Consider the following 20,778-nt stretch of genomic DNA (forward strand, 5'->3'; position numbering starts at 1 on the left):
TTTGGTCCGGGCAATCCGGACTCGCAAAGACAGCCGGGCTTGAAACAACAATAAAAATCGATACGGGGTACAGGAAAAGTTCAGACGGCAAGCCCAGGCGAGTGCCAGGCGGGCGGCCATGGTGACTGGCAGTTCAGGTTTACATTAAAGGACATTGACATGACCATTTTTGATAACTATGCAGCACGCTACGAGCGCACCCGCGAAGAGGAAATGTCGCTCACCGAGTACTTGGCCCTGTGCAAGAAGGACAAGCTGACGTATGCCAGCGCGCCCGAACGCATGCTGGCCGCCATCGGCGAGCCGCAGCTGGTCGACACGCGCAACGATACGCGCCTGTCGCGCATCTTCGCCAACAAGATCATCAAGATCTACCCCGCCTTCCGCGAGTTCTACGGCACCGAGGAAGTCATCGAGCAGGTGGTCTCCTACTTCCGCCACGCGGCGCAAGGCCTGGAAGAACGCAAGCAGATCCTGTATTTGCTGGGGCCTGTGGGCGGCGGCAAGTCGTCGATCGCGGAAAAGCTCAAGTCGCTGATGGAACACGTGCCCTTCTACTGCCTGAAAGGCTCGCCCGTCAACGAATCGCCGCTGGGCCTGTTCAACGAGGAAGAGGACGGCACCATCCTGGAAGAGGATTACGGCATCCCCCGCCGCTACCTGCGCAACATCCCCAGCCCGTGGGCCGTCAAGCGCCTGCATGAATACAATGGCGACATCAACCAGTTCCGCGTCGTCAAGCGCTATCCGTCCGTGCTGAAACAGATCGCCATCTCGAAAACGGAACCGGGCGATGAAAACAACCAGGATATTTCCTCGCTGGTGGGCAAGGTCGACATCCGCAAGCTGGAAGACTATGCGCAGGACGACCCGGACGCCTACAGCTATTCGGGCGGCCTGTGCCTGGCCAACCAGGGCCTGATGGAATTCGTGGAAATGTTCAAGGCCCCCATCAAGGTGCTGCACCCCTTGCTGACGGCCACGCAGGAAGGCAATTACAAGGGCACGGAAGGTTTCGGCGCCATTCCGTTCGACGGCATCATCCTGGCCCACTCGAACGAGTCGGAATGGAAGACATTCAAGAACAACCGCAACAACGAAGCGTTTCTTGACCGTATCTATATAGTCAAGGTGCCGTACTGCCTGCGCGTATCCGATGAAATCAAGATCTACGACAAGCTGGTGGCCAACTCCTCGCTGGTCAAGGCCCCGTGCGCGCCCGGCACCCTGCGCATGATGGCGCAGTTCGCCATCCTGTCGCGCCTGAAAGACCCGGAAAACTCCAGCATCTTCTCGAAGATGCTCGTCTACGATGGCGAAAACCTCAAGGATACGGACCCGAAAGCCAAGTCCATGCACGAGTACGTCGATTACGCGGGCGTGGACGAGGGCATGAACGGCCTGTCGACGCGCTTTGCCTTCAAGATCCTGTCGAAAGTGTTCAACTTTGACAATTCCGAAGTGGCCGCCAATCCCGTGCACTTATTATATGTACTGGAACAGCAGGTCGAGCGCGAGCAGTTCGCGCCGGAACTCGAGCAGCGCTACTTCTCCTATATAAAAGAGCACCTGGCGCAGCGCTATGTGGAATTCATCGGCAAGGAGATCCAGACGGCTTACCTGGAAAGCTATTCGGAATACGGCCAGAACATCTTTGACCGCTACGTGACGTTTGCCGATTTCTGGATACAGGACCAGGAATACCGCGATCCGGACACGGGCGAAAGCTTCGACCGCGAATCGCTGAACAATGAACTCGAGAAGATCGAAAAGCCGGCGGGCATTTCCAATCCGAAAGACTTCCGCAATGAAATCGTGAATTTCGGACTGCGCGCGCGGGCGTCGAACGGCGGCAAGAATCCCGCCTGGACCAGTTATGAAAAGTTCCGCACCGTGATCGAGAAGAAAATGTTTTCGAATACGGAGGAATTGCTGCCCGTGATTTCCTTCAATGCCAAGGCCAGCGCCGACGATGCCAACAAGCACGCCGACTTCGTGGCCCGCATGGTGGAAAAAGGCTACACGGCCAAGCAGGTACGCCTGTTATGCGAATGGTACTTGCGCGTACGCAAGTCATCCTAGCGCGGACAGCGGGCGCGCTCCCGTCCGGTGACTGGCGGGGCGCGCAAGACGAGAAGCAAGGAGGCACCCTTTGACATACCTCATCGACAGGCGCTTGCAAAGCAAGAACAAATCCGCCGTCAACCGCGAGCGTTTCCTGCGGCGTTACAAGGGCCAGATCAAGGATGCCGTGGGGCGCGCCATCAAGGGGCGCTCGATCACGGACGTCGAGAATGGCGAGAAGGTCAGCATCCCCGTCAAGGACGTGGGCGAACCCGCGTTCGGCCACGCGCACGGCGGCGTGTGGGAAGTGGTCAATCCCGGCAACAAGGAATACCTGAAGGGCGACCAGATCGCCCGCCCGAAAGGCGGCGGTGGCGGCGGACGGGGCAAGGCGGGCAACAGCGACGAGACGACGGAAGACGACTTCATCTTCGAATTGTCGCGCGAAGAATTCATGAATTATTTCTTCGAGGACCTGGAGTTGCCGCACATGGTGAAAACCCAGCTGACGGCCACGACGGAATTCAAGAACCAGCGCGCCGGCTACAATATGTCGGGCACGCCATCGAACATCCATGTGCTGCGCTCCTTGCGCGGCGCGCTGGGCCGGCGCATCGCCGTCGGCGGCGGCGCCCGCAAGCAACTGGCGCGCGCCGAGGAAGAACTGGCCGAACTGCTGCACGAAGGCGTGCCCGACAGCGATCCCCTCGTGGTGGAACTGCGCCGTTTGATCCACCACCTGCATACGCGCCTGCTGGCCATCCCCTTCATCGACCCGTTCGATTTGCGCTACAGCAATCGCATCAAGGTGCCCAAGCCCATGACGCAAGCCGTCATGTTCTGCATCATGGACGTGTCCGGTTCCATGGACGAGTCGCGCAAGGACACGGCCAAGCGCTTCTTCATCCTGCTGTACCTGTTCCTCAAGCGCGCCTACGACAAGATCGAGGTGGTCTTCATCCGCCACCATACGGCGGCCGCGGAAGTGAGCGAGCATGAATTCTTCAATTCGCGCGAGTCGGGCGGCACCGTCGTGTCTTCCGCCTTGCACTTGCTCAATACCATCATCGACGAACGCTATGGCGCCGGGCAGTGGAACAGCTATGTGGCGCAGGCGTCCGACGGCGACAACTGGGACAACGATTCCGTGCTGTGCCGCCAGTTGCTGATCAACACCATCATGCCCAAGGTGCAGTACTACACCTATGTCGAGATCACGGACGGCCCGCAGCAAAACCTGTGGGAGCAGTACGCGGGCGTGCTCGACCACCACGCCCATTTCGCCATGCAAAAGATCGTCACGCCGGCCGATATCTACCCGGTCTTCCGCGAACTGTTCAAGAAACAGGTGAAATGATGAGTGCAGCCTTTGACCGCGCCAGCAACACCCCGGGCGAACCGTTCGTGCGCCTGCGCCATCCGAACGCCCTGCCCGAGCAGTCGGAATGGACGTTCGAACTGATCGAGCAAATCCACGAGGAAATCCGCCGGGTGGCGAAACAGTTCGGCCTCGACACCTATCCGAACCAGCTGGAAATCATCACGGCCGAGCAGATGATGGATGCCTACACCTCGGTCGGCATGCCCGTCTCGTACAACCATTGGTCGTTCGGCAAGCATTTCCTATCGACCGAGAAAAGCTACAAGCGGGGGCAGATGGGCCTGGCCTACGAGATCGTCATCAACTCGAACCCCTGCATCGCCTATTTAATGGAGGAAAACAGCCTGACCATGCAGTCGCTGGTGATCGCGCATGCGGCGTATGGCCACAACTCCTTCTTCAAGGGCAACTATCTGTTCCGCGCCTGGACGGACGCGGACGCCATCATCGACTACATGGTGTTTGCCAAGAATTACATCGCCGAATGCGAACAGCGCCATGGCGTCGACGCCGTGGAACTGCTGCTCGATTCCTGCCACGCCATCCAGAACTATGGGGTGGACCGCTACAAGCGCCCCGCGAAGCTGTCGATGGCCAAGGAATACGCGCGCCAGAAGGAGCGCGAAGAATACGTGCAGTCGCAGATCAACCAGCTGTGGCGCACCCTGCCCCGGCGCGACGAGGACGAGGACGACGGCGAACAGCGCAAGGCGGCGCCCCGCTTTCCGCCCGAACCCGAGGAAAACCTGCTGTACTTCATTGAAAAGTATGCGCCGCTGCTGGAGCCCTGGCAGCGCGAGATGGTGCGCATCGTGCGCAAGATTTCCCAGTACTTCTATCCGCAGCGGCAAACCCAGGTGATGAACGAGGGCTGGGCCACGTTCTGGCACTACACGATATTGAACCAGCTGTACGATGAAGGCGTGGTGGGCGACGGCTTCATGATGGAGTTTCTGAAAAGCCATACCAACGTGGTCTACCAGCCGCCCATCGACAGCCCCCATTACAGCGGCATCAATCCGTATGCGCTGGGTTTTGCCATGATGAGCGACATCCGCCGCATCTGCGAGCACCCGACCGACGAAGACCGCGCCTGGTTCCCCGACATGGCCGGCACCGACTGGCGCAAGAGCCTGGACTTTGCCATGCGCAATTTCAAGGATGAAAGCTTCATCGCCCAGTACCTGTCGCCCCAGCTGATCCGCGAATTCCATTTCTTTGCCGTGCTCGATGACGACAAGAATGAAAAACTGGCCATTTCCGCCATCCACGACGATGCCGGCTACCGCTACGTGCGCCAGCAGCTGGCCGAGCAGTACAACCTGGGCAACCGCGAACCGAACATCCAGGTCTGGTCCGTCAATACGCGCGACGACCGCGCATTGACCTTGCGCCATATGCAATTCCAGCGCCGCCCATTGAACCAACAGGCGGCGGAAGTGATCAAACACGTGGCAAGGCTATGGGGCTTCGATGTGCACCTCGATACGGTCGATCCCCAGGGCGTGGTCCTGGGCACCTTGAATTGCCGGCGCGAGAAGCGCAACCGCCGCGACGATCCGCCGGCACGAGCGTAACATGGTCTTCTTGGCAATAATTTTAGCAAGAATATAAGCGCTTCCTATGCCCGCATAGGAATTCAATATGGCCTGGCGGCGTCAAAACGGCCGCCAGGGCCGTCTTTTTTGACCTGGATGAAGTTCCTTTCGCACCCGTTTGGTGCGTGTGCAAGGCTAAGTGGTCTGGTTCCGAGGCAAAACATTTCCAAAAAGAAAGATTTTCCTCCAAATTTAGCAGTTTCCATATTGAATATCACGAAATATAATTCCGCCATATGGGCACATGGAAGAACTTAGCAGTGGTAGCCCAAAACGGCTGTAAAAAACAGATAAGACCGCCTTTTTTTATGTCCGAAAGCGTGCAAAGATGACATAAGCAAGTACGTTTTCCGGGCGCAAAAGCGCCAAAAATTTAACCGGTTTTAGGCGTTAAAAATCTGTGTAAAATAAAGAATTCGTATGTATAATTCGGCGACGTCCCGGATACGGCTGGAGCTTTGTGTCGTCATTTTGGGGTTCAGTTGCAAGACAAGAGATGGTATTTGGAGAAAGCAGGCATGAATTTTTCGAACGAGAAAAGTCCCAAGAACTACACAGGCATAACTGTCGTTGTCCTGCTGCACGTTCTCGCGGCTTACGGGATCGCGACGGGCTTGGGCAAGCGGTTAGTTACCAAAATGATGGAACCGGTTGAAACCAAGATTATCGAGGAAGTCAAACCGCCTCCACCGAAGGATCTTCCACCGCCACCACCGCCGCCAGAAATGAAGGCGCCACCGCCGCCATTCATTCCGCCAGTCGAGGTGAACGTGCAGCAGCCGCCGCCACAACAGAACGTGATTGCAAATACGACTGCTGTGAAGCCAGCCACGAATGTATTGGCACCGCCAGCACCGCCTGCACAGCCTGCGCCAACTCCTGGACCAGCCAAATCGGTGCGTACGCCGGCCGTGGTTGACTTCAGTGTCTGCGAAAAACCGGCTTATCCAAAGTCGTCGCAGCGCAATGAGGAAACCGGTGTGGTGACACTGTCGTTCCTGATCGGTGTAGACGGCAAGGTCGCTGATTCGAAGATCGTGAAGTCCAGCGGCTTCAGAGACCTGGACAAAGCTGCGGTGCAAGGTATCAGCCGCTGTACATTTAAGCCGGCAACAGTAGACGGCAAGCCGGAACAAGGCTGGCAGCAAATGCAATACGTTTGGTCGCTGGATTAAAACCCGAGACAGTTATCCCCTGTCTCACACCATGATTTCGTTGTCATTACGTTCAGCGATCTGTTATTTTTAATTTTGGAGGAAGCATGTTTAAGAATACCCGTTTGTCCGCATTTTTTGCCGCGGTTCTGTTGTCCGTCACCGCTACTACCGCTCTGGTAGCAGCACCGGCATTCGCTGACGCGCCAGCATCGGCTGCCGCTTCGGCTCCTGCGGCAGACGCTGCACCAGCTCCAGCTGCCGCAGATGCAGCCGCTCCAGCAGCAGCTCCAGCCGCTGACGCAGCCGCTCCAGCCAAAACCGAAGAAGTGCACAACCCGTTCGGCCTGTCCGCAGTATGGGACGGCGGCTTCGTGCCACGCGCTACCCTGATCATCCTGTCGATCATGTCGATCGGCAGCTGGTACATCATCATCACGAAACTGCTGGATCAAATGAAGATCTTCAAGCAAGCCAAAGAAGCCGCTTCCAAATTCTGGAAAGCTCCTTCGATCGCTGCTGGTTCGGCAACCCTGAGCGAAGGCTCGCCATTCCGCTTCATCGCTGAATCGGGCACCAAGGCAACGGCTCACCATGACGGCGCCCTGCTGGAACAAATCGACCTGTCGACCTGGGTGACGATGTCGATCCAGCGCGCTTCGGACAAAGTCCAATCGCGTCTGCAAGATGGCCTGTCGTTCCTGGCAACCGTTGGTTCGACCGCACCGTTTATCGGTCTGTTCGGTACCGTTTGGGGTATTTACGGCGCGCTGACCGCTATCGGCATGACCGGTAACGCATCGATCGACAAAGTTGCAGGTCCAGTTGGTGAAGCACTGATCATGACCGCTTTCGGTCTGCTGGTCGCCGTTCCTGCCGTTCTGGGTTACAACTGGCTGGTGCGTCGTAACAAATCCGCAATGGAAGACATCCGCTCGTTCAGCGCCGACGTTCACTCGGTTCTGGTTTCCGGCGTAATGTCGACCAGCGAAGCTGGCCGTGCTGCCGGCGCTAAAAAGATCGGATAAGAATCATGTCGATGTCCGTCGGCTCCGACAGCGGAGATGAAGATCAAGTAATGTCAGAAATCAACACGACGCCGCTCGTCGACATCATGTTGGTTTTGCTGATCATTTTCTTGATCACGAGTCCGGTTGTCCTCAAGCTGCAGAAAATCGATCTGCCGATTGAGGCCAATCAAGCCCTGCAAACCAAACCAGAGAACGTCAACATCGTTGTTAACAAGGATGGCGAGATCTACCTGGGCCAGACCAGACTGAAAGACACGAACGAACTGTTCGATTATCTTAAAGTTGAAGCAGTGAAAGTACCGCAGCCGGAAGTACACGTTCGTGGCGACCAAGAAACACGCTACGAATCGATCGGCCGGGTTATTTACACGACCCAACGTGCCGGGATCCAGAAGGTCGGCTTCATCACCGAACCACCTGACAAGGGCTGATAGCAACTGGCAGCGGCGTCCCGGCAACATGGGGACGCCGCTGCCGGAAGCTGACCGGGCGGCAGTTTCGCCCGGTGCTTCGTTGGACTTCTTAAAGGAAACACTATGAGTATGAATGTCGGTTCGGGAAGCGCAGCAGGCGCGGATCCGGAACCAATGATGGAACTGAACATGACGCCCCTCATCGACGTGATGCTGGTGCTGATTATCATGTTGATCATCACGATTCCTAAGCAAAACCACTCGGTGAACTTGAACATGCCGGTCGGCACGCCGCCGCCACCGACAACCGAACCAGTGGTCGTCACGATCGATGTCGATTTTGACGGTACGATCCTGTGGGACAATCAGGTCATTCCTGACCGCGCTTCGCTGGAAGCCAAGCTGAGCAACGTTGCTGCGCAAGCAGACCAGCCGGAAGTGCATCTGCGTCCGAACAAGCTGGTGGAATACAAAGTCGTCGCCGGTGTGATGGCGTCGGCGCAGCGTCTGGGCGTGACCAAAATCGGTCTGGTCGGCAACGAGCAATTCCAGTAAGCTGCAACAATCAGGTTCTCTTTACATCCGAATAGGCAGGACTTCCTGCCTATTCGCTTTTTACTGAAAGACTTTCTTATGTCCAAGTTTCGTCTCGCTCATCTCGGCCTCGTCATGGCCGCTATCGGTTTTACCGCAGCAACTCCCGTAATCGGCCTGGGCTCGCTGGCATACGCCGCGGACACCGTGCGTGCCGAAGTGGGCAAGCCACTGCAAGAAGCGCAAAAACTCGCTAGCAGCGGCAAAAACAAGGAAGCGCTGGCCAAGCTGCGCGAAGCTGACAGCGTCGGCGGCAAGACTGCCTTTGAAAGCTACCAGATCGAACGCGTACGCGCTTCGGCCGCTGCCGGCGCCGGCGATACCGGTGCCGCCATCAAGGCCTTTGAAGCCGTCATCAATTCCGGCCGCCTGAGCGCCGCCGAATCCCCCAAATTCACGCAAGGCCTGGCCGGCATGTACTACCGCGCCAAGGACTGGCCGAACGCCATCACCTGGTTCAACCGCTCCCTGAAAGACAAGGACGATCAGCAAACGCGCGACTACCTGATCCAGGCCTACTATTCGAGCGGCAACTACGCGGCAGCAGCGAAAGAACTGCAAGCGCGCGGCGGCAACTCGGAAGCGAGCCTGCAAATGCTGGCCAACATCCAGCTGAAGCAGAACGACAAGGCCGGCTACGTGACCACCCTGGAAAAACTGGCTGGCAGCTATCCCAAGACCAGCTACTGGGCCGACCTGCTGAACCGCGTCTCGGGCAAGCCTGGCTTCTCGCAACGCCTGGGCCTGGACGTACAGCGCCTGCGCCTGGCCAATGGCCTGTTCACCAAGCCGTCCGAATACATGGAAATCAGCCAGCTGGCCTTGCAAGCGGGCAATCCGGGTGAAGCGCTGAGCATCATCGACCAGGGCTACAAAAAAGGCGTGCTGGGCACGGGCGCCGACGCGCCGCGTCACCAGCGCCTGAAAGACCTGGCCCTGAAAACCCAGGCTGACCTGAAAGCCAGCGCCGCCAAGTCGGAAGCGGAATACGTGAAGAACAAGGACGCCGACAGCTTGAGCAAGCTGGGCTTTGCTCTGGTCTACGACGGCCAGGCCGACAAGGGCCTGGGCTTGATGAACGATGCCGTGAAACTGGGTACGGCCAAGTATGCGGAAGAAGCCAAGCTGCACCTGGGCATCGCTTACATTCACGCTGGCAAGAAAGCCAATGCCACGACGGCATTCAAGGCCGTCAAGGGCACGGATGGCGCGGCTGACCTGGCCCGTTACTGGACCTTGATGAACAAGTGATCGGCATCGGACCCAGGCTGCTGCCGCTCGCTGCACCCGGGTTCGACGTCGAGAGTACCTTGAATCAGTACTGAAGCGTTGCCAGCTCACCCGCTGGCAACGCTTTTTGTTATTTCAGCAGTGAAATTCGCCCCGCGCCCGCCCTGCCGGGTGTGCATCCCTGAAACAGTCCGTATAATCCCCCTTTTGGCACAGTTTTTCATCAGATTCCTATGAAGGTATTCCGCGGACTTCCCAATGCCCAGGCACGAGCGCCTTGCGCTCTGACCATCGGCAATTTTGACGGTGTCCACATCGGCCATCAAGCCTTGCTGGCGCGCGTGCGCGGCGCGGCGACCGAACTCGGCATTGAAGCGGCCGTGATGACGTTCGAACCGCATCCGCGCGAATTCTTCGCGCAGCGCGCGGGCGACCTGTCGAAAGCGCCGCAACGCATCGCCAACCTGCGCGACAAGCTGCAATCGCTGGACGACGCCGGCATCGACCGCGTCGTCGTCGAGCACTTCAGCGCCCAGTTCGCCGCCTTGACGCCGCAGGAATTCACGGAAAAAGTCCTCGTCGACGGCTTGCACGTGAAATGGCTGATGGTAGGCGACGATTTCTGCTATGGCGCCCGGCGCGCCGGCGACGTGGCCATGCTGCAGGAAGCGGGCCGCCAGTACGGTTTCCACGTGGAAACCTTGCCGACGGTGATGAATGGCAGCACGCGCATCTCGTCTTCCGCCGTGCGCCTGGCCCTGGCCGCCGGCGATTTCCCGCTGGCCACGCAGTTGCTGGGCCATCCATACGCCATTTCCGGCCATGTGATCCACGGCCAGAAGCTGGGCCGCACCCTGGGTTTCCCCACCTTGAACCTGCGCGTGGCGCACCGCCCCGCCCTGTCCGGCGTCTTCATCGTGCAAGTGCACGGCCTGGCGCCGCAGCCGCTGCCCGCCGTGGCCAGCCTGGGCGTGCGCCCCACGGTCGACGACAGCGGCCGCGTCTTGCTGGAAGTGCATCTGTTTGATTTCGCCCAGTCCTGCTACGGCAAGCTGGTGCGCGTGGAGTTTCTGGAAAAGCTGCGCGACGAAGAAAAGTACGACGACCTGCCCACCCTGACGGCCGCCATCGAGCGCGACTCGAACCAGGCGCGCGCTTATTTCGAACAGCGCAGCGGTGCCATTACCGCCACCGACCGAATTTGACGCCGGCCAACTCCGCCGCCTGGCGGCTCCTGCCGCCGCAAACCATTCAATATCATTAAAGAAGATTATGTCCGATCAAAACAAGCCAGCCACGCCCAAGCCGAACAAGAAGCCTGAAAGCAAATACCCGGTCAACATGACGGAAACCCCGTTCCCCATGCGCGGCGACATGGCCAAGCGCGAGCCGCAATGGGTACAGCAATGGCAAGACAAGAAAATCTACGAGCGCGTGCGCAAGGCGGCCGCCGGCCGGCCGAAATTCATCCTGCATGACGGCCCGCCGTACGCGAATGGCGACATCCACCTGGGCCACGCCGTCAACAAGATCCTGAAGGACATGGTCGTCAAGTCGCGCTCGCTGGCCGGCTTCGACGCGCCCTACGTGCCGGGCTGGGATTGCCACGGCATGCCGATCGAGATCCAGATCGAAAAACTGCACGGCAAGAACCTGCCGACGGCCGAAGTGCTGGAAAAGGCCCGCGCCTACGCCAACGTGCAGGTCGAGCGCCAGAAAAAAGACTTCATCCGCCTGGGCGTGCTGGGCGAGTGGGACAACCCGTATCTGACCATGGCGCACGGCAATGAAGCGGACGAACTGCGCGCGCTGGGCAAACTGCTGGAAAAAGGCTATGTCTACCGCGGCCTGAAGCCCGTCAACTGGTGCTTCGACTGCCAGTCGGCGCTGGCCGAGGCGGAAGTGGAATACGCGGAAAAACGCGATCCCGCCATCGACGTCGGCTTCAAGTTCGCCGAGCCGGAAAAACTGGCGGCCGCCTTCGGCCTGCCATCGCTGCCGACCGATAACGGCTTCATCGTCATCTGGACCACCACGCCGTGGACCATCCCGTCGAACCAGGCCCTGAACGTGCACCCGGAAGTCAAGTACGCGCTGGTGAAAGCCGAGCGCGATGGCCAGCCGCTGCTGCTGATCCTGGCGCAGGACCTGGTCGTGGCCAGCCTGGCGCGCTTCAAGCTGGACGGCACGACCATCGCCACCTGCGACGGCGCGGCCCTGGCCGGCATCAGCTTCCGCCACCCGCTGCATGCCAGCGATGCGTTCTACGACCGCCTGTCGCCCTTGTACCTGGCCGAATACGTGACCACGGAAAGCGGTACGGGCGTGGTGCACTCGGCGCCCGCCTACGGCCTGGACGACTTCATCTCGTGCAAGGCGCACGGCATGAAGGACGACGACATCATCAAGCCCGTCATGGGCGACGGCAAATTCGCCTCCACCCTGCCCTTGTTCGGCGGCATGACCATCTGGGAAGCGTCCAAGCCGATCTGCACCGCCCTGCGCGAAGCGGGCGCGCTGTTCGAAGTCAAGATGTTCGACCACAGCTACATGCATTGCTGGCGCCATAAGACGCCGATCATCTACCGCGCCACCTCGCAGTGGTTCGCCGGCATGGACGTGACGCCGAAGGACGGCGGCGCGACCCTGCGCGAGACGGCACTGCAAGGCATCGCCGACACCGAGTTCTTCCCGGACTGGGGCCAGGCGCGCCTGCACGGCATGATCGCCAACCGTCCCGACTGGACCCTGTCGCGCCAGCGCCAGTGGGGCGTGCCGATGGCCTTCATCGTGCACAAGGAAACGGGCGACCTGCATCCGCGCACGCCGGAATTGCTGGAGCAAGTGGCCAAGCTGATCGAAAAAGACGGCATCGAGGCCTGGCAGGCGCTGGACCTGAAAGACCTGATCGGCGACGAAGCGGCCATCTACGCGAAGAACAAGGACACCCTGGACGTGTGGTTCGATTCCGGCGCCACGCACCAGACGGTGCTGGGCGGCCCGCAGGCGCACGGCTCGCACTCGACGCAGCTGCAATTCCCGGCCGACCTGTACCTGGAAGGCTCGGACCAGCATCGCGGCTGGTTCCACTCGTCGCTGCTGGTGTCGTCGATGCTGAACGGCCGTCCGCCGTACAAGGCCCTGCTGACGCATGGCTTCACGGTCGATGGCGAAGGCAAGAAGATGTCCAAGTCGCTGGGCAACACGCTGGCGCCGCAAAAGATCTCGGACACCCTGGGCGCGGACATCCTGCGCCTGTGGATCGCCTCGACCGACTACACGGGCGAGCTGTCGATCTCCGACGAAATCCTGAAACGCGTGACGGAATCGTACCGCCGCATCCGCAACACCCTGCGCTTCCTGCTGGCGAACACCTCGGACTTCAATCCGGCCACGGACGCCGTGCCGGTGGCCGAACTGTTTGAAATCGACCGCTATGCGCTGGCCAACATGGCGTCGCTGCAGCAGCAGATCGAGAACAACTACGCGCGCTACGAATTCCACCCGGTGGTGTCGAAGCTGCAGACGTACTGCTCGGAAGACCTGGGCGGCTTCTACCTGGACATCCTGAAGGACCGCCTGTACACCTCCGGCCTGACGTCGCACGCGCGCCGCTCGGCGCAGACGGCCCTGTGGCACATCACGCAAAGCCTGCTGCGCCTGATGGCCCCGGCCCTGTCGTTCACGGCCGAAGAAGCATGGGCCGTCTTCGCCGGACCGGAAGCGTATGCCGCCAGCGATGAAACCATCTTCACGCAAACCTGGTGGCAGCTGCCGGAAGTCCCGGACGCGGCCGGCCTGCTGGAGAAATACACGGCCCTGCGCGCCGTGCGCACGGACGTGACGAAGCAGCTGGAAGACTTGCGCACCTCGGGCGCCATCGGCTCCTCGCTGCAGGCGGAGCTGACGATCAAGGCCGCGCCGATGAAGTACAAGCTGTTGACGACCCTGGGCGACGACTTGAAATTCGTCTTCATCACTTCGCAGGCAACGGTGGCCGAAGTGGCCGACGAAGCGGCCGAAGAGGTGGTCGTGGCCGCGTCGACGGCGCCGAAGTGCGAGCGCTGCTGGCACTACCGCAGCGACGTGGGCACGGACGCCGCGCATGCCACCCTGTGCGGCCGCTGCGTCAGCAACCTGTTTGGCAAGGGCGAAGTTCGCCGCTTCGCATAAAACAGCGCGGGACAGGTTCCTGCGCCGCTTCCCACCGCCGCCTGCCGCCAGGCGGCGGCATTATCTTCCCTGGAAAAATATGGCCACCAAAAACCGTTTTTCATCGAAATCGTCGTCCTCAGCGTCGCTGGTGCCCTGGCTGGGCATTGCCGCCATCGTCATCCTGTTCGACCAGATCACCAAGATCACCATCCTGAAAACCTTCCGCTATGCGCAGGAGATGGTCATCACCTCGTATTTCAACCTGGTGCTCGCGTATAACAAGGGCGCCGCGTTCAGCTTCCTGTCCGACCAGGGCGGCTGGCAGCGCTATTTCTTCACCGCCATCGCCCTGGGCGCGGCCATCTACATCATCTATCTGCTGAAGAAGCACGCCGGCCAGCGCATGTTCTGCTGGGCCCTGTCGCTGATCCTGGGCGGCGCGCTGGGGAATGCCATCGACCGCCTGATCTACGGCCACGTGGTCGATTTCCTCGACTTCCACTGGAAAAGCTGGGGCCATTTCCCCGCTTTCAATATCGCCGACAGCGCCATCTGCATCGGCGCGGCCCTGTTCATCATCGATGAACTGCGCCGGGTAAACAAATAAACAAGCGGGAGAACGGCATGGAATTGTCCGGCAAAAAAATCGTCCTGGGACTTTCGGGCGGCGTCGCCTGCTACAAGGCGGCGGAACTGTGCCGCGCGCTGACAAAGGCCGGCGCCTCGGTGCAGGTGGTGATGACGGACGCGGCCAGCCACTTCATCACGGCCGTGACGATGCAGGCCCTGTCCGGCCACCCCGTGCACACGAGTCAGTGGGATGCGCGCATAGCCAACAACATGGCGCATATCGATTTGACGCGCCATGCGGACGCGATCTTGATCGCGCCGTGTTCGGCCGACTTCCTGCGCAAGCTGGCGCACGGCGTGTGCGACGACCTGCTGTCGACCCTGTGCCTGGCCCGCCCCGCCCACCTGCCCTTGCTGGTGGCGCCCGCCATGAACGTGGAAATGTGGCAGAACCCCGCCACGCAGCGCAATGTGCAGCAGCTGCGCGACGACGGCATCAAGCTGTTTGGCCCGGCTGCCGGCGAACAGGCGTGCGGCGAAGTTGGCCTGGGCCGCATGCTGGAACCGGAACAGCTGCTGACGGAGCTGATCGCCGCCTTCCAGCCGAAAGTCCTGGCGGGCAAGCGCGTGCTGGTCACGGCCGGCCCCACTTTCGAGGCCATCGACCCCGTACGGGGCATCACCAATCTGTCCTCGGGCAAGATGGGTTATGCGGTGGCGCGCGCGGCGCGCGAAGCGGGCGCCGAGGTGCTGCTCATTTCCGGCCCCACTGCGCTGGACGCGCCGTTCGGCGTGCGCCGCATCGATGTGCAAAGCGCGCAGCAGATGCATGATGCGGTGCTGGCCCACGTCGACGGCCAGCATGTCTTCGTCGCCGTGGCCGCCGTGGCCGACTGGCGCGTGGCCAACGCCAGTGAACAGAAAATGAAAAAGCAGGCTGACGGCTCCGTGCCCGAACTGCAGTTCGTGCAAAATCCCGACATCCTGGCCACCGTGGCGGCCCGCACCAACCTGGCCGGCTATCCGTACTGCGTGGGCTTTGCCGCCGAATCGGAAAACCTGGTGGAATTCGGCTCGACCAAGCGCGAGAAAAAAGGCATTCCATTGCTGGTCGGCAATATCGGCCAGAACACCTTTGGCCAGGACGACAACACCATCATCCTGTTCGACGAAGAGGGCCATACCGTACTGCCGCGCGCCTCGAAACTGAACCTGGCGCGCCAGCTGATTTCGGAAATCTCGAAGCGGCTCGCCAGGAATTCACTGCTCAAATAACCCTTTTTTATACGCTTTAGCTTCAATGAAAAATATCGACATCAAGATCCTCGACGCCCGCATGCAGGAACTGCTGCCGGCCTACGCCACCCCAGGCAGCGCCGGCCTGGACCTGCGCGCCTGCATCGACGAAGCCATCACCATCGAAGCGGGCCAGACCGTGCTCATTCCCACGGGCCTGGCCATCCACATCGGCGACCCCTCGTATGCGGCCATGATCCTGCCGCGCAGCGGCATGGGCCACAAAAACGGCATCGTATTGGGGAATCTGGTAGGCTTGATCGACTCCGATTACCAGGGCCAGCTGATGGTATCGACCTGGAACCGGGGCCAGAGCGCTTTCACGCTCAACCCCATGGAACGCCTGGCGCAGCTCATCATCGTGCCGGTGCTGCAAGTGGGCTTTAACGTCGTCGAGGAATTCGGCGACAGCGAACGCGGTGTTGGCGGTTTCGGCAGCACCGGCAAACATTAACAGCGACTGACAAACCGTAGCGAGCGGATGTGAGTTGTGGCTGAGAAGCGGAGCTGTGCGAATGCACAGTGAGCATCGGAGGCCGCAAATCGCGCCGCGCAGCAGGTTTTGTCAGGCGTTACAAGAAGGAATAGTCCATGCCAGGTTTTCGCCATCTGATCTCAGCCCCAACTTCGCTGCGCCGATTGGCCACTCCCCTCCTGCTGGCCGGCGCGGCCATGCTGGCCGGCTGCACCACGCCGGCGACGCATGTCAGCGGCCCGTTCAACGTGGTGCCGGCGCCCGATGCGCCGGCCCTGACGGCGCAGCAGAAGGCGGCGCAGGAAGAACTGGTGAAGATGGTGGCGCTGCAAGACCGCCTGTCGAAAGTCTCGGCGCCCCTGCTGATCAACAATGCGGACCTGTGCAAGACGTATGCGCGCAACCTGCTGGGCTTTACGGCGCAGAACAAATACTCGTATCCGGGCATCTACGCCGACGCGGCGCAGGCGGCGCTCGGCTACGGCGAACAGATGCAGGTGTCCGGCGTGCTGCCGGGCAGCGGCGCCGCGCGCGCCGGCTTGCGCAAGGGCGACGGCCTGGTGGCCGCGGAAGGCAAGCCGCTGCCGTCCGGTCCCAGGGCGGAAGGCCCGTTCGGCGCCATCGTCGGCCCGCTGGCGTCCAAGAGCGCCAGCCTGAACATGACCATCGCGCGCGACGGCCAGCAGCAGGACCTGAAGATTCCCGTCACGCGCGCCTGCGCCTTCCGCGTCGCCCTGGGCAATGCGGACAATATCAACGCGTATTCGGACGGCGCGCGCATCATGCTCACGCGCGGCATGGTCAATGCGGCGCAAAACGACGAAGGCATCGCCTTCGTGATCGCCCGCGAAATGGCGCACAACATCCTCGACCACGCGCGCAGCCAGCGCTCCGCCGGTACGGCCGGCAGCATCATCGACAGCCTGGGCGCCGTGCAGCCCGACGTATCGATGCTGACGGGCGCCGCCGGCATCAAGGCCATGCCGCAGGAACTCGACGTGCAAGCCGACACGCTGGCCATCTACCTGCTGGCGCGCGCCGGCTACAACGTCGACAACGCCGCCAGCTTCTGGCAGCGCCTGGCCACGCAAGTGCCGGCCACGGTGGCCAACGGCTACACGGCCCTGCACCCGGGCACCAACTCGCGCATGGCGGCCATCAACCGCGCCGTCACCGACGTGCGCGCCAAGCAGGCGGCCAAGAAACCACTCAAGCCTTAATCCTGACAAAGGGAGGCGCCTGACCAAACCGTCGCGAGCGGCAGTGATTTGTGGCCAAGAAGCGCAACCGTACTCCAGTACGGTGAGCATCGCAGGCCGCAAAGCGCGACGCGCAGCAGGCTTGCTCAGGTGCCGGGGAAGTTCGGGAAATAGGTGCCCATGATCCAGGTCAGGGCGCCGCAGAACACCACGGCAAGAAACAGGACAACGAGCAGCTTGCCGAACTTGGGAATACCCTCTTCTTGCGTCTTGACTTCATTTGACATGAAAATTCTCCGCAGGGTGGTGGAACAGGTAGTATATCCACAATCTTGAATACTATTCCATACTTTGCCGCAAACATGCGGCATGCAACCCGCGCCCGCCATGGACAGCATCGACCTTGAAGTTCTGAAAACCAGCGCCGCCTGGCTCGCCGCCGGGCACCGCTGCGAACTCGTCACCGTCATCAAGACCTGGGGCTCCAGCCCCCGTCCCGTGGGCGCCACCCTGGCCATCTGCGACGACGGCACGGTCGTCGGTTCCGTCTCCGGCGGCTGCATCGAAGATGACCTGATCGACACCGTCCGCGTGCACGGCATCGTGCGCACGCTGCCGGAAATCGTCAGCTACGGCATCAGCGCCGACGAGGCGCACCGCTTCGGCCTGCCCTGCGGCGGCACCATCGAGCTGGCCATCGAGCCGCTGCATGCGGGCAGCCGCGTGGCAGAACTGCTGGCGCGCCTGGAAGCGCATGAACTGGTCGAGCGCCGCCTCGACCTGCGCAGCGGCGCCGTCACCCTGCAGCGCGCCGTGCCGGGCGCCGTGCTGCTCCTGGAAGATGGCGTACTCACCACGCAGCATGGCCCCCGCTGGCGTTTGCTGATCATCGGCGCCAGCCAGCTGTCGCGCTTCGTGGCGCAAATTGCCACGGCCATGGATTACCACGTCATCGTCTGCGACCCGCGCGAGGAATACCGCAGCGGCTGGAACGTGCCGGGCGTGCCCCTGCTGCATGCCATGCCCGACGATCTGGTGCTGGAATTAAAGCTCGACAGCCGCAGCGCCGTCGTCGCCCTCACGCACGATCCCAAGCTCGACGACCTGGCCTTGATGGAAGCGCTCAAATCGCCGGCCTTTTATGTGGGCGCCATCGGCTCTCGCGCCAACAATGCCAGACGCCGCGAGCGCCTGCTGCAATTCGACGTCAGCGCGGAACAGCTGGCGCGCCTGCATGGCCCCATCGGCCTGTACATCGGCAGCAAGACGCCGGCCGAAATCGCCATTTCCATCCTGGCCGAGCTGACGGCCGTCAAGAACGGCGTGCCCGACGCGCTGCAGATCCAGCACGCGGCGGCCCTGAGCCCTCCCGGCACCGATATCTGCGCGCGCCAGGCAGACAGCAAGAAACGGGATGCGCCAGCATCGCCGCCCTGATACCTTCCCTGACTTTGGCCCGCCATGACCCTGCTGCACTGGACCCTCCCCCTGCCCGCCGGCTACCGCCGCGACGACGTCATCGCCTTCCACGGCCGGGATACCCAAGCCGTGGCGGAACAGGTCACGCCGACAGGCCTGCGCAAAGGCATCCTGCTGCAGGGAGTTCCCGTCGTACTGGACGTGTCCTTCACGGACGATGCCGCCATCTGCCAGGCAGACATCGACGGCAATGACGATGGCTTCGCCGGCCTGCAAACACCCCTGCACGGCGCCCTCCTGAACATCCTCGGCCTGCGCATCGACCCGCAGCCGTTCGCGCTGCTGGCCGCCGGCGACCCGCTGCTGGCGCCTTTGATCCGCGTCAATCCCAGTTTGCGCATCGTGCAGTCGGCCAGCCCTTTCGAGGCGCTGACCTGGGCCATCATCGGCCAGCAGATCAACCTGTCGTTCGCCATTTCCCTGCGCCGCACCTTCATCGTGCAGGCGGGGCGCCGGCACGGCAGCGGCTTGTGGTGCTACCCGGAGGCGCGCGACGTGGCGCGCCTGTCCGTGGAAGACCTGACCAGCCGCAAATTCTCGCGCGCCAAGGCGGAAACCGTGCTGCGCCTGGCGCGCCTGGTCGACGAGGGAGCACTGTCGCTGGAACTGCCCCCGTCCGGCGACGTGGCGGCCATCTCGCAGGCGCTGCTGGCCGTAAAAGGCATCGGCCCGTGGACCGTCAATTACGCGCTGCTGCGCGGCTACGGCTACGCCGACTGCTCGCTGCATGGCGACGTGGCCATCCGCGCCGCCCTGCAAAAGCTGCTCGGCGAAGAGGCCAAGCCGGACATGGCGCGCACGGAGCAGTGGCTGCGCCAGTATGCTCCGCACCGCACCATGGCCGCCGCCCACCTGTGGGCCAGCCTGCATGCGCCGGAAAAAAATAATCCGCAAGCGGGGGAATAAACGGCGGGCGGCAGGCGTCTATCCCTTGCAAGCCCCATAACCCTCAAGGAGACCATCATGCGCCTGACCACCACCTTTGCCGCCGTCCTTTTCACCGCCTTGTCCGCCCCGCTGGCCTTTGCCGCCGACGTCATGCCCGCCAACGGCATGCTGGTCAACGCCAGCGGCATGACCGTGTATGTGTTCGACAAGGATGTCGCCGACAGCGGCAAGAGCGCCTGCAGCGGCGGCTGCCTGGTGGCCTGGCCCGCCGTCATCGCCACCGAAGCATCGCCCGCCGCCCCGTACGGCAGCATCAAGCGCGAAGACAACGGCGCCATGCAGCTGACCTACAAGGGCAAACCGCTGTACCTGTACAAGGAAGACAAGAAGCCGGGCGACGCGGCCGGCGACAACTTCAAGAACGTGTGGCACGTCGTCAAGCCCTAAGCCGCCCGCCGCGCCGCCATGACCGTGCCTGACGACAGCCGCCTGCTGCAAGCGTGCCTGCCCGGCCTGCGCCGCTATGCGCGCGCGCTGGTCGGTGAAGTGCACGCGGACGACCTGGTGCAGGATACCGTGGAGCGGGCCTGGCGCCGGCTGGAGCAATGGCAGCGGGGCGCCGGCATGCGTCCCTGGCTGTTTTCCATCATGCACAACCTGCACGTGGATCAGCTGCGCCGCCCCGGCCTGGCGCTGCAGGAGCTCGACGATGACGCCGTGCTGCCCGCGCCCGAGCGCGCGCCGGGACAAGCCATCGCCATCGGCGAAATGGATGCGGCGCTGGCCCGTTTGCCTCTGGGGCAGCGCGAAGTCATCCTGCTCGTCGCGCTCGAACAGATGCCGTACGAGCAGGTGGCGGCCACCCTGGACATCCCCGTCGGCACCGTGATGTCGCGCCTGTCGCGCGGACGCGACAAGCTGCGCACCCTGCTCGATGGCCGCCCTGCCGGCAGCCAGGGCAGCGGCCCACCCACCCTGAAAGTCGTGAAATGACAACGCAAGCCATCAGCGAAGCGCAATTGCACGCCCTGGCCGACGGCGTCCTGCCGGAAGGCGAGCGCGCGGCCGTCGACGCCTACCTGCACGCGCATCCGCAGGACGCCGCCCGGGTGGCTGCCTGGCGCGAGCAAAACCGGCAATTGCGCGCCCTGTTCGATCCCGTGCTGAACGACGCCGTGCCGCCGCCGCTGCTGCAGGCGGCAAGCCCGCCGGCCGCGAACGGCGCCTGGCGCCGCCCCGCCATGCAGGCAG

Annotated in this window: 20 protein-coding genes; 19 read left to right on the forward strand and 1 reads right to left on the reverse strand. The window is 61.8% G+C overall.

Annotated elements, in window-relative coordinates:
* Window positions 1-159: 159 nt before the first annotated feature.
* The 14 genes from GCN74_RS24895 to GCN74_RS24965 all read left to right on the forward strand — a co-directional run bounded on the left by GCN74_RS24895 (window position 160) and on the right by GCN74_RS24965 (window position 17,181).
* Window positions 160-2,082, forward strand: coding sequence for a PrkA family serine protein kinase (locus tag GCN74_RS24895; RefSeq protein ID WP_034785249.1), 1,923 nt, complete (start codon window positions 160-162; stop codon window positions 2,080-2,082).
* Window positions 2,083-2,152: 70 nt separating this feature from the next.
* Window positions 2,153-3,421 (forward strand): YeaH/YhbH family protein, encoded by a 1,269-nt coding sequence (locus tag GCN74_RS24900; protein ID WP_152259151.1) that lies wholly within the window; start codon window positions 2,153-2,155, stop codon window positions 3,419-3,421.
* Entirely contained in the window at window positions 3,421-5,022 is a 1,602-nt protein-coding gene (locus tag GCN74_RS24905) for a SpoVR family protein (RefSeq protein WP_152259161.1), read from the forward strand. Before GCN74_RS24900 ends, GCN74_RS24905 begins: the two co-directional genes overlap by 1 nt.
* A gap of 539 nt (window positions 5,023-5,561) precedes the next feature.
* Window positions 5,562-6,218: an energy transducer TonB gene (locus GCN74_RS24910; RefSeq protein WP_034785244.1), complete on the forward strand. Its 657-nt coding sequence runs from the start codon at window positions 5,562-5,564 to the stop codon at window positions 6,216-6,218.
* Window positions 6,219-6,304: 86 nt separating this feature from the next.
* Complete coding sequence (locus tag GCN74_RS24920; RefSeq protein WP_193317244.1) at window positions 6,305-7,225, forward strand: MotA/TolQ/ExbB proton channel family protein; 921 nt, start codon at window positions 6,305-6,307, stop codon at window positions 7,223-7,225.
* Window positions 7,226-7,230: 5 nt separating this feature from the next.
* Window positions 7,231-7,659 (forward strand): ExbD/TolR family protein, encoded by a 429-nt coding sequence (locus GCN74_RS24925; RefSeq protein WP_071075811.1) that lies wholly within the window; start codon window positions 7,231-7,233, stop codon window positions 7,657-7,659.
* Between the two features lie 105 nt (window positions 7,660-7,764).
* Window positions 7,765-8,196 carry an ExbD/TolR family protein gene (locus tag GCN74_RS24930; protein ID WP_177886013.1) on the forward strand — a complete coding sequence of 144 codons (432 nt, stop codon included), beginning with the start codon at window positions 7,765-7,767 and terminating at the stop codon, window positions 8,194-8,196.
* Between the two features lie 78 nt (window positions 8,197-8,274).
* Complete coding sequence (locus GCN74_RS24935) at window positions 8,275-9,486, forward strand: tetratricopeptide repeat protein (RefSeq protein WP_152259152.1); 1,212 nt, start codon at window positions 8,275-8,277, stop codon at window positions 9,484-9,486.
* Between the two features lie 212 nt (window positions 9,487-9,698).
* Window positions 9,699-10,670 carry a bifunctional riboflavin kinase/FAD synthetase gene (locus tag GCN74_RS24940; protein WP_152259153.1) on the forward strand — a complete coding sequence of 324 codons (972 nt, stop codon included), beginning with the start codon at window positions 9,699-9,701 and terminating at the stop codon, window positions 10,668-10,670.
* A gap of 67 nt (window positions 10,671-10,737) precedes the next feature.
* Window positions 10,738-13,638 (forward strand): isoleucine--tRNA ligase, encoded by a 2,901-nt coding sequence (gene ileS, locus GCN74_RS24945; protein ID WP_152259154.1) that lies wholly within the window; start codon window positions 10,738-10,740, stop codon window positions 13,636-13,638.
* A 79-nt stretch (window positions 13,639-13,717) separates the two neighbouring features.
* Entirely contained in the window at window positions 13,718-14,227 is a 510-nt protein-coding gene (gene lspA / locus GCN74_RS24950) for a signal peptidase II (protein ID WP_152259155.1), read from the forward strand.
* Between the two features lie 17 nt (window positions 14,228-14,244).
* Entirely contained in the window at window positions 14,245-15,465 is a 1,221-nt protein-coding gene (coaBC, locus tag GCN74_RS24955; RefSeq protein WP_152259156.1) for a bifunctional phosphopantothenoylcysteine decarboxylase/phosphopantothenate--cysteine ligase CoaBC, read from the forward strand.
* 25 nt (window positions 15,466-15,490) lie between these two features.
* The gene (gene dut, locus GCN74_RS24960; protein WP_099762451.1) at window positions 15,491-15,940 is read left to right on the forward strand and encodes a dUTP diphosphatase; all 450 of its coding nucleotides are present in this window, start codon (window positions 15,491-15,493) and stop codon (window positions 15,938-15,940) included.
* 137 nt (window positions 15,941-16,077) lie between these two features.
* Complete coding sequence (locus GCN74_RS24965; protein WP_152259157.1) at window positions 16,078-17,181, forward strand: M48 family metallopeptidase; 1,104 nt, start codon at window positions 16,078-16,080, stop codon at window positions 17,179-17,181.
* A 125-nt stretch (window positions 17,182-17,306) separates the two neighbouring features.
* On the opposite strand, the gene GCN74_RS28930 is transcribed toward GCN74_RS24965, so the two are convergent.
* Complete coding sequence (locus GCN74_RS28930) at window positions 17,307-17,447, reverse strand: hypothetical protein (protein WP_193317245.1); 141 nt, start codon at window positions 17,445-17,447, stop codon at window positions 17,307-17,309.
* Between the two features lie 100 nt (window positions 17,448-17,547).
* Here GCN74_RS28930 and GCN74_RS24970 point away from each other — a divergent pair, with 100 nt between their 5' ends.
* The 5 genes from GCN74_RS24970 to GCN74_RS24990 form a co-directional block, all read left to right on the forward strand.
* Window positions 17,548-18,597, forward strand: coding sequence for an XdhC family protein (locus tag GCN74_RS24970; protein ID WP_152259162.1), 1,050 nt, complete (start codon window positions 17,548-17,550; stop codon window positions 18,595-18,597).
* 24 nt (window positions 18,598-18,621) lie between these two features.
* Entirely contained in the window at window positions 18,622-19,545 is a 924-nt protein-coding gene (locus tag GCN74_RS24975) for a DNA-3-methyladenine glycosylase family protein (protein ID WP_152259158.1), read from the forward strand.
* A 57-nt stretch (window positions 19,546-19,602) separates the two neighbouring features.
* Window positions 19,603-19,974 carry a hypothetical protein gene (locus GCN74_RS24980; RefSeq protein ID WP_152259159.1) on the forward strand — a complete coding sequence of 124 codons (372 nt, stop codon included), beginning with the start codon at window positions 19,603-19,605 and terminating at the stop codon, window positions 19,972-19,974.
* A gap of 18 nt (window positions 19,975-19,992) precedes the next feature.
* The gene (locus GCN74_RS24985; RefSeq protein ID WP_193317246.1) at window positions 19,993-20,520 is read left to right on the forward strand and encodes an RNA polymerase sigma factor; all 528 of its coding nucleotides are present in this window, start codon (window positions 19,993-19,995) and stop codon (window positions 20,518-20,520) included.
* Window positions 20,517-20,778: anti-sigma factor family protein (locus tag GCN74_RS24990; protein ID WP_413541561.1), on the forward strand; the 262-nt coding region annotated here is incomplete at its 3' end. The genes GCN74_RS24985 and GCN74_RS24990, both read left to right, overlap by 4 nt.

The organism is Janthinobacterium sp. FT14W (genome assembly GCF_009208755.1).
Lineage (GTDB): Bacteria > Pseudomonadota > Gammaproteobacteria > Burkholderiales > Burkholderiaceae_D > Janthinobacterium > Janthinobacterium violaceinigrum.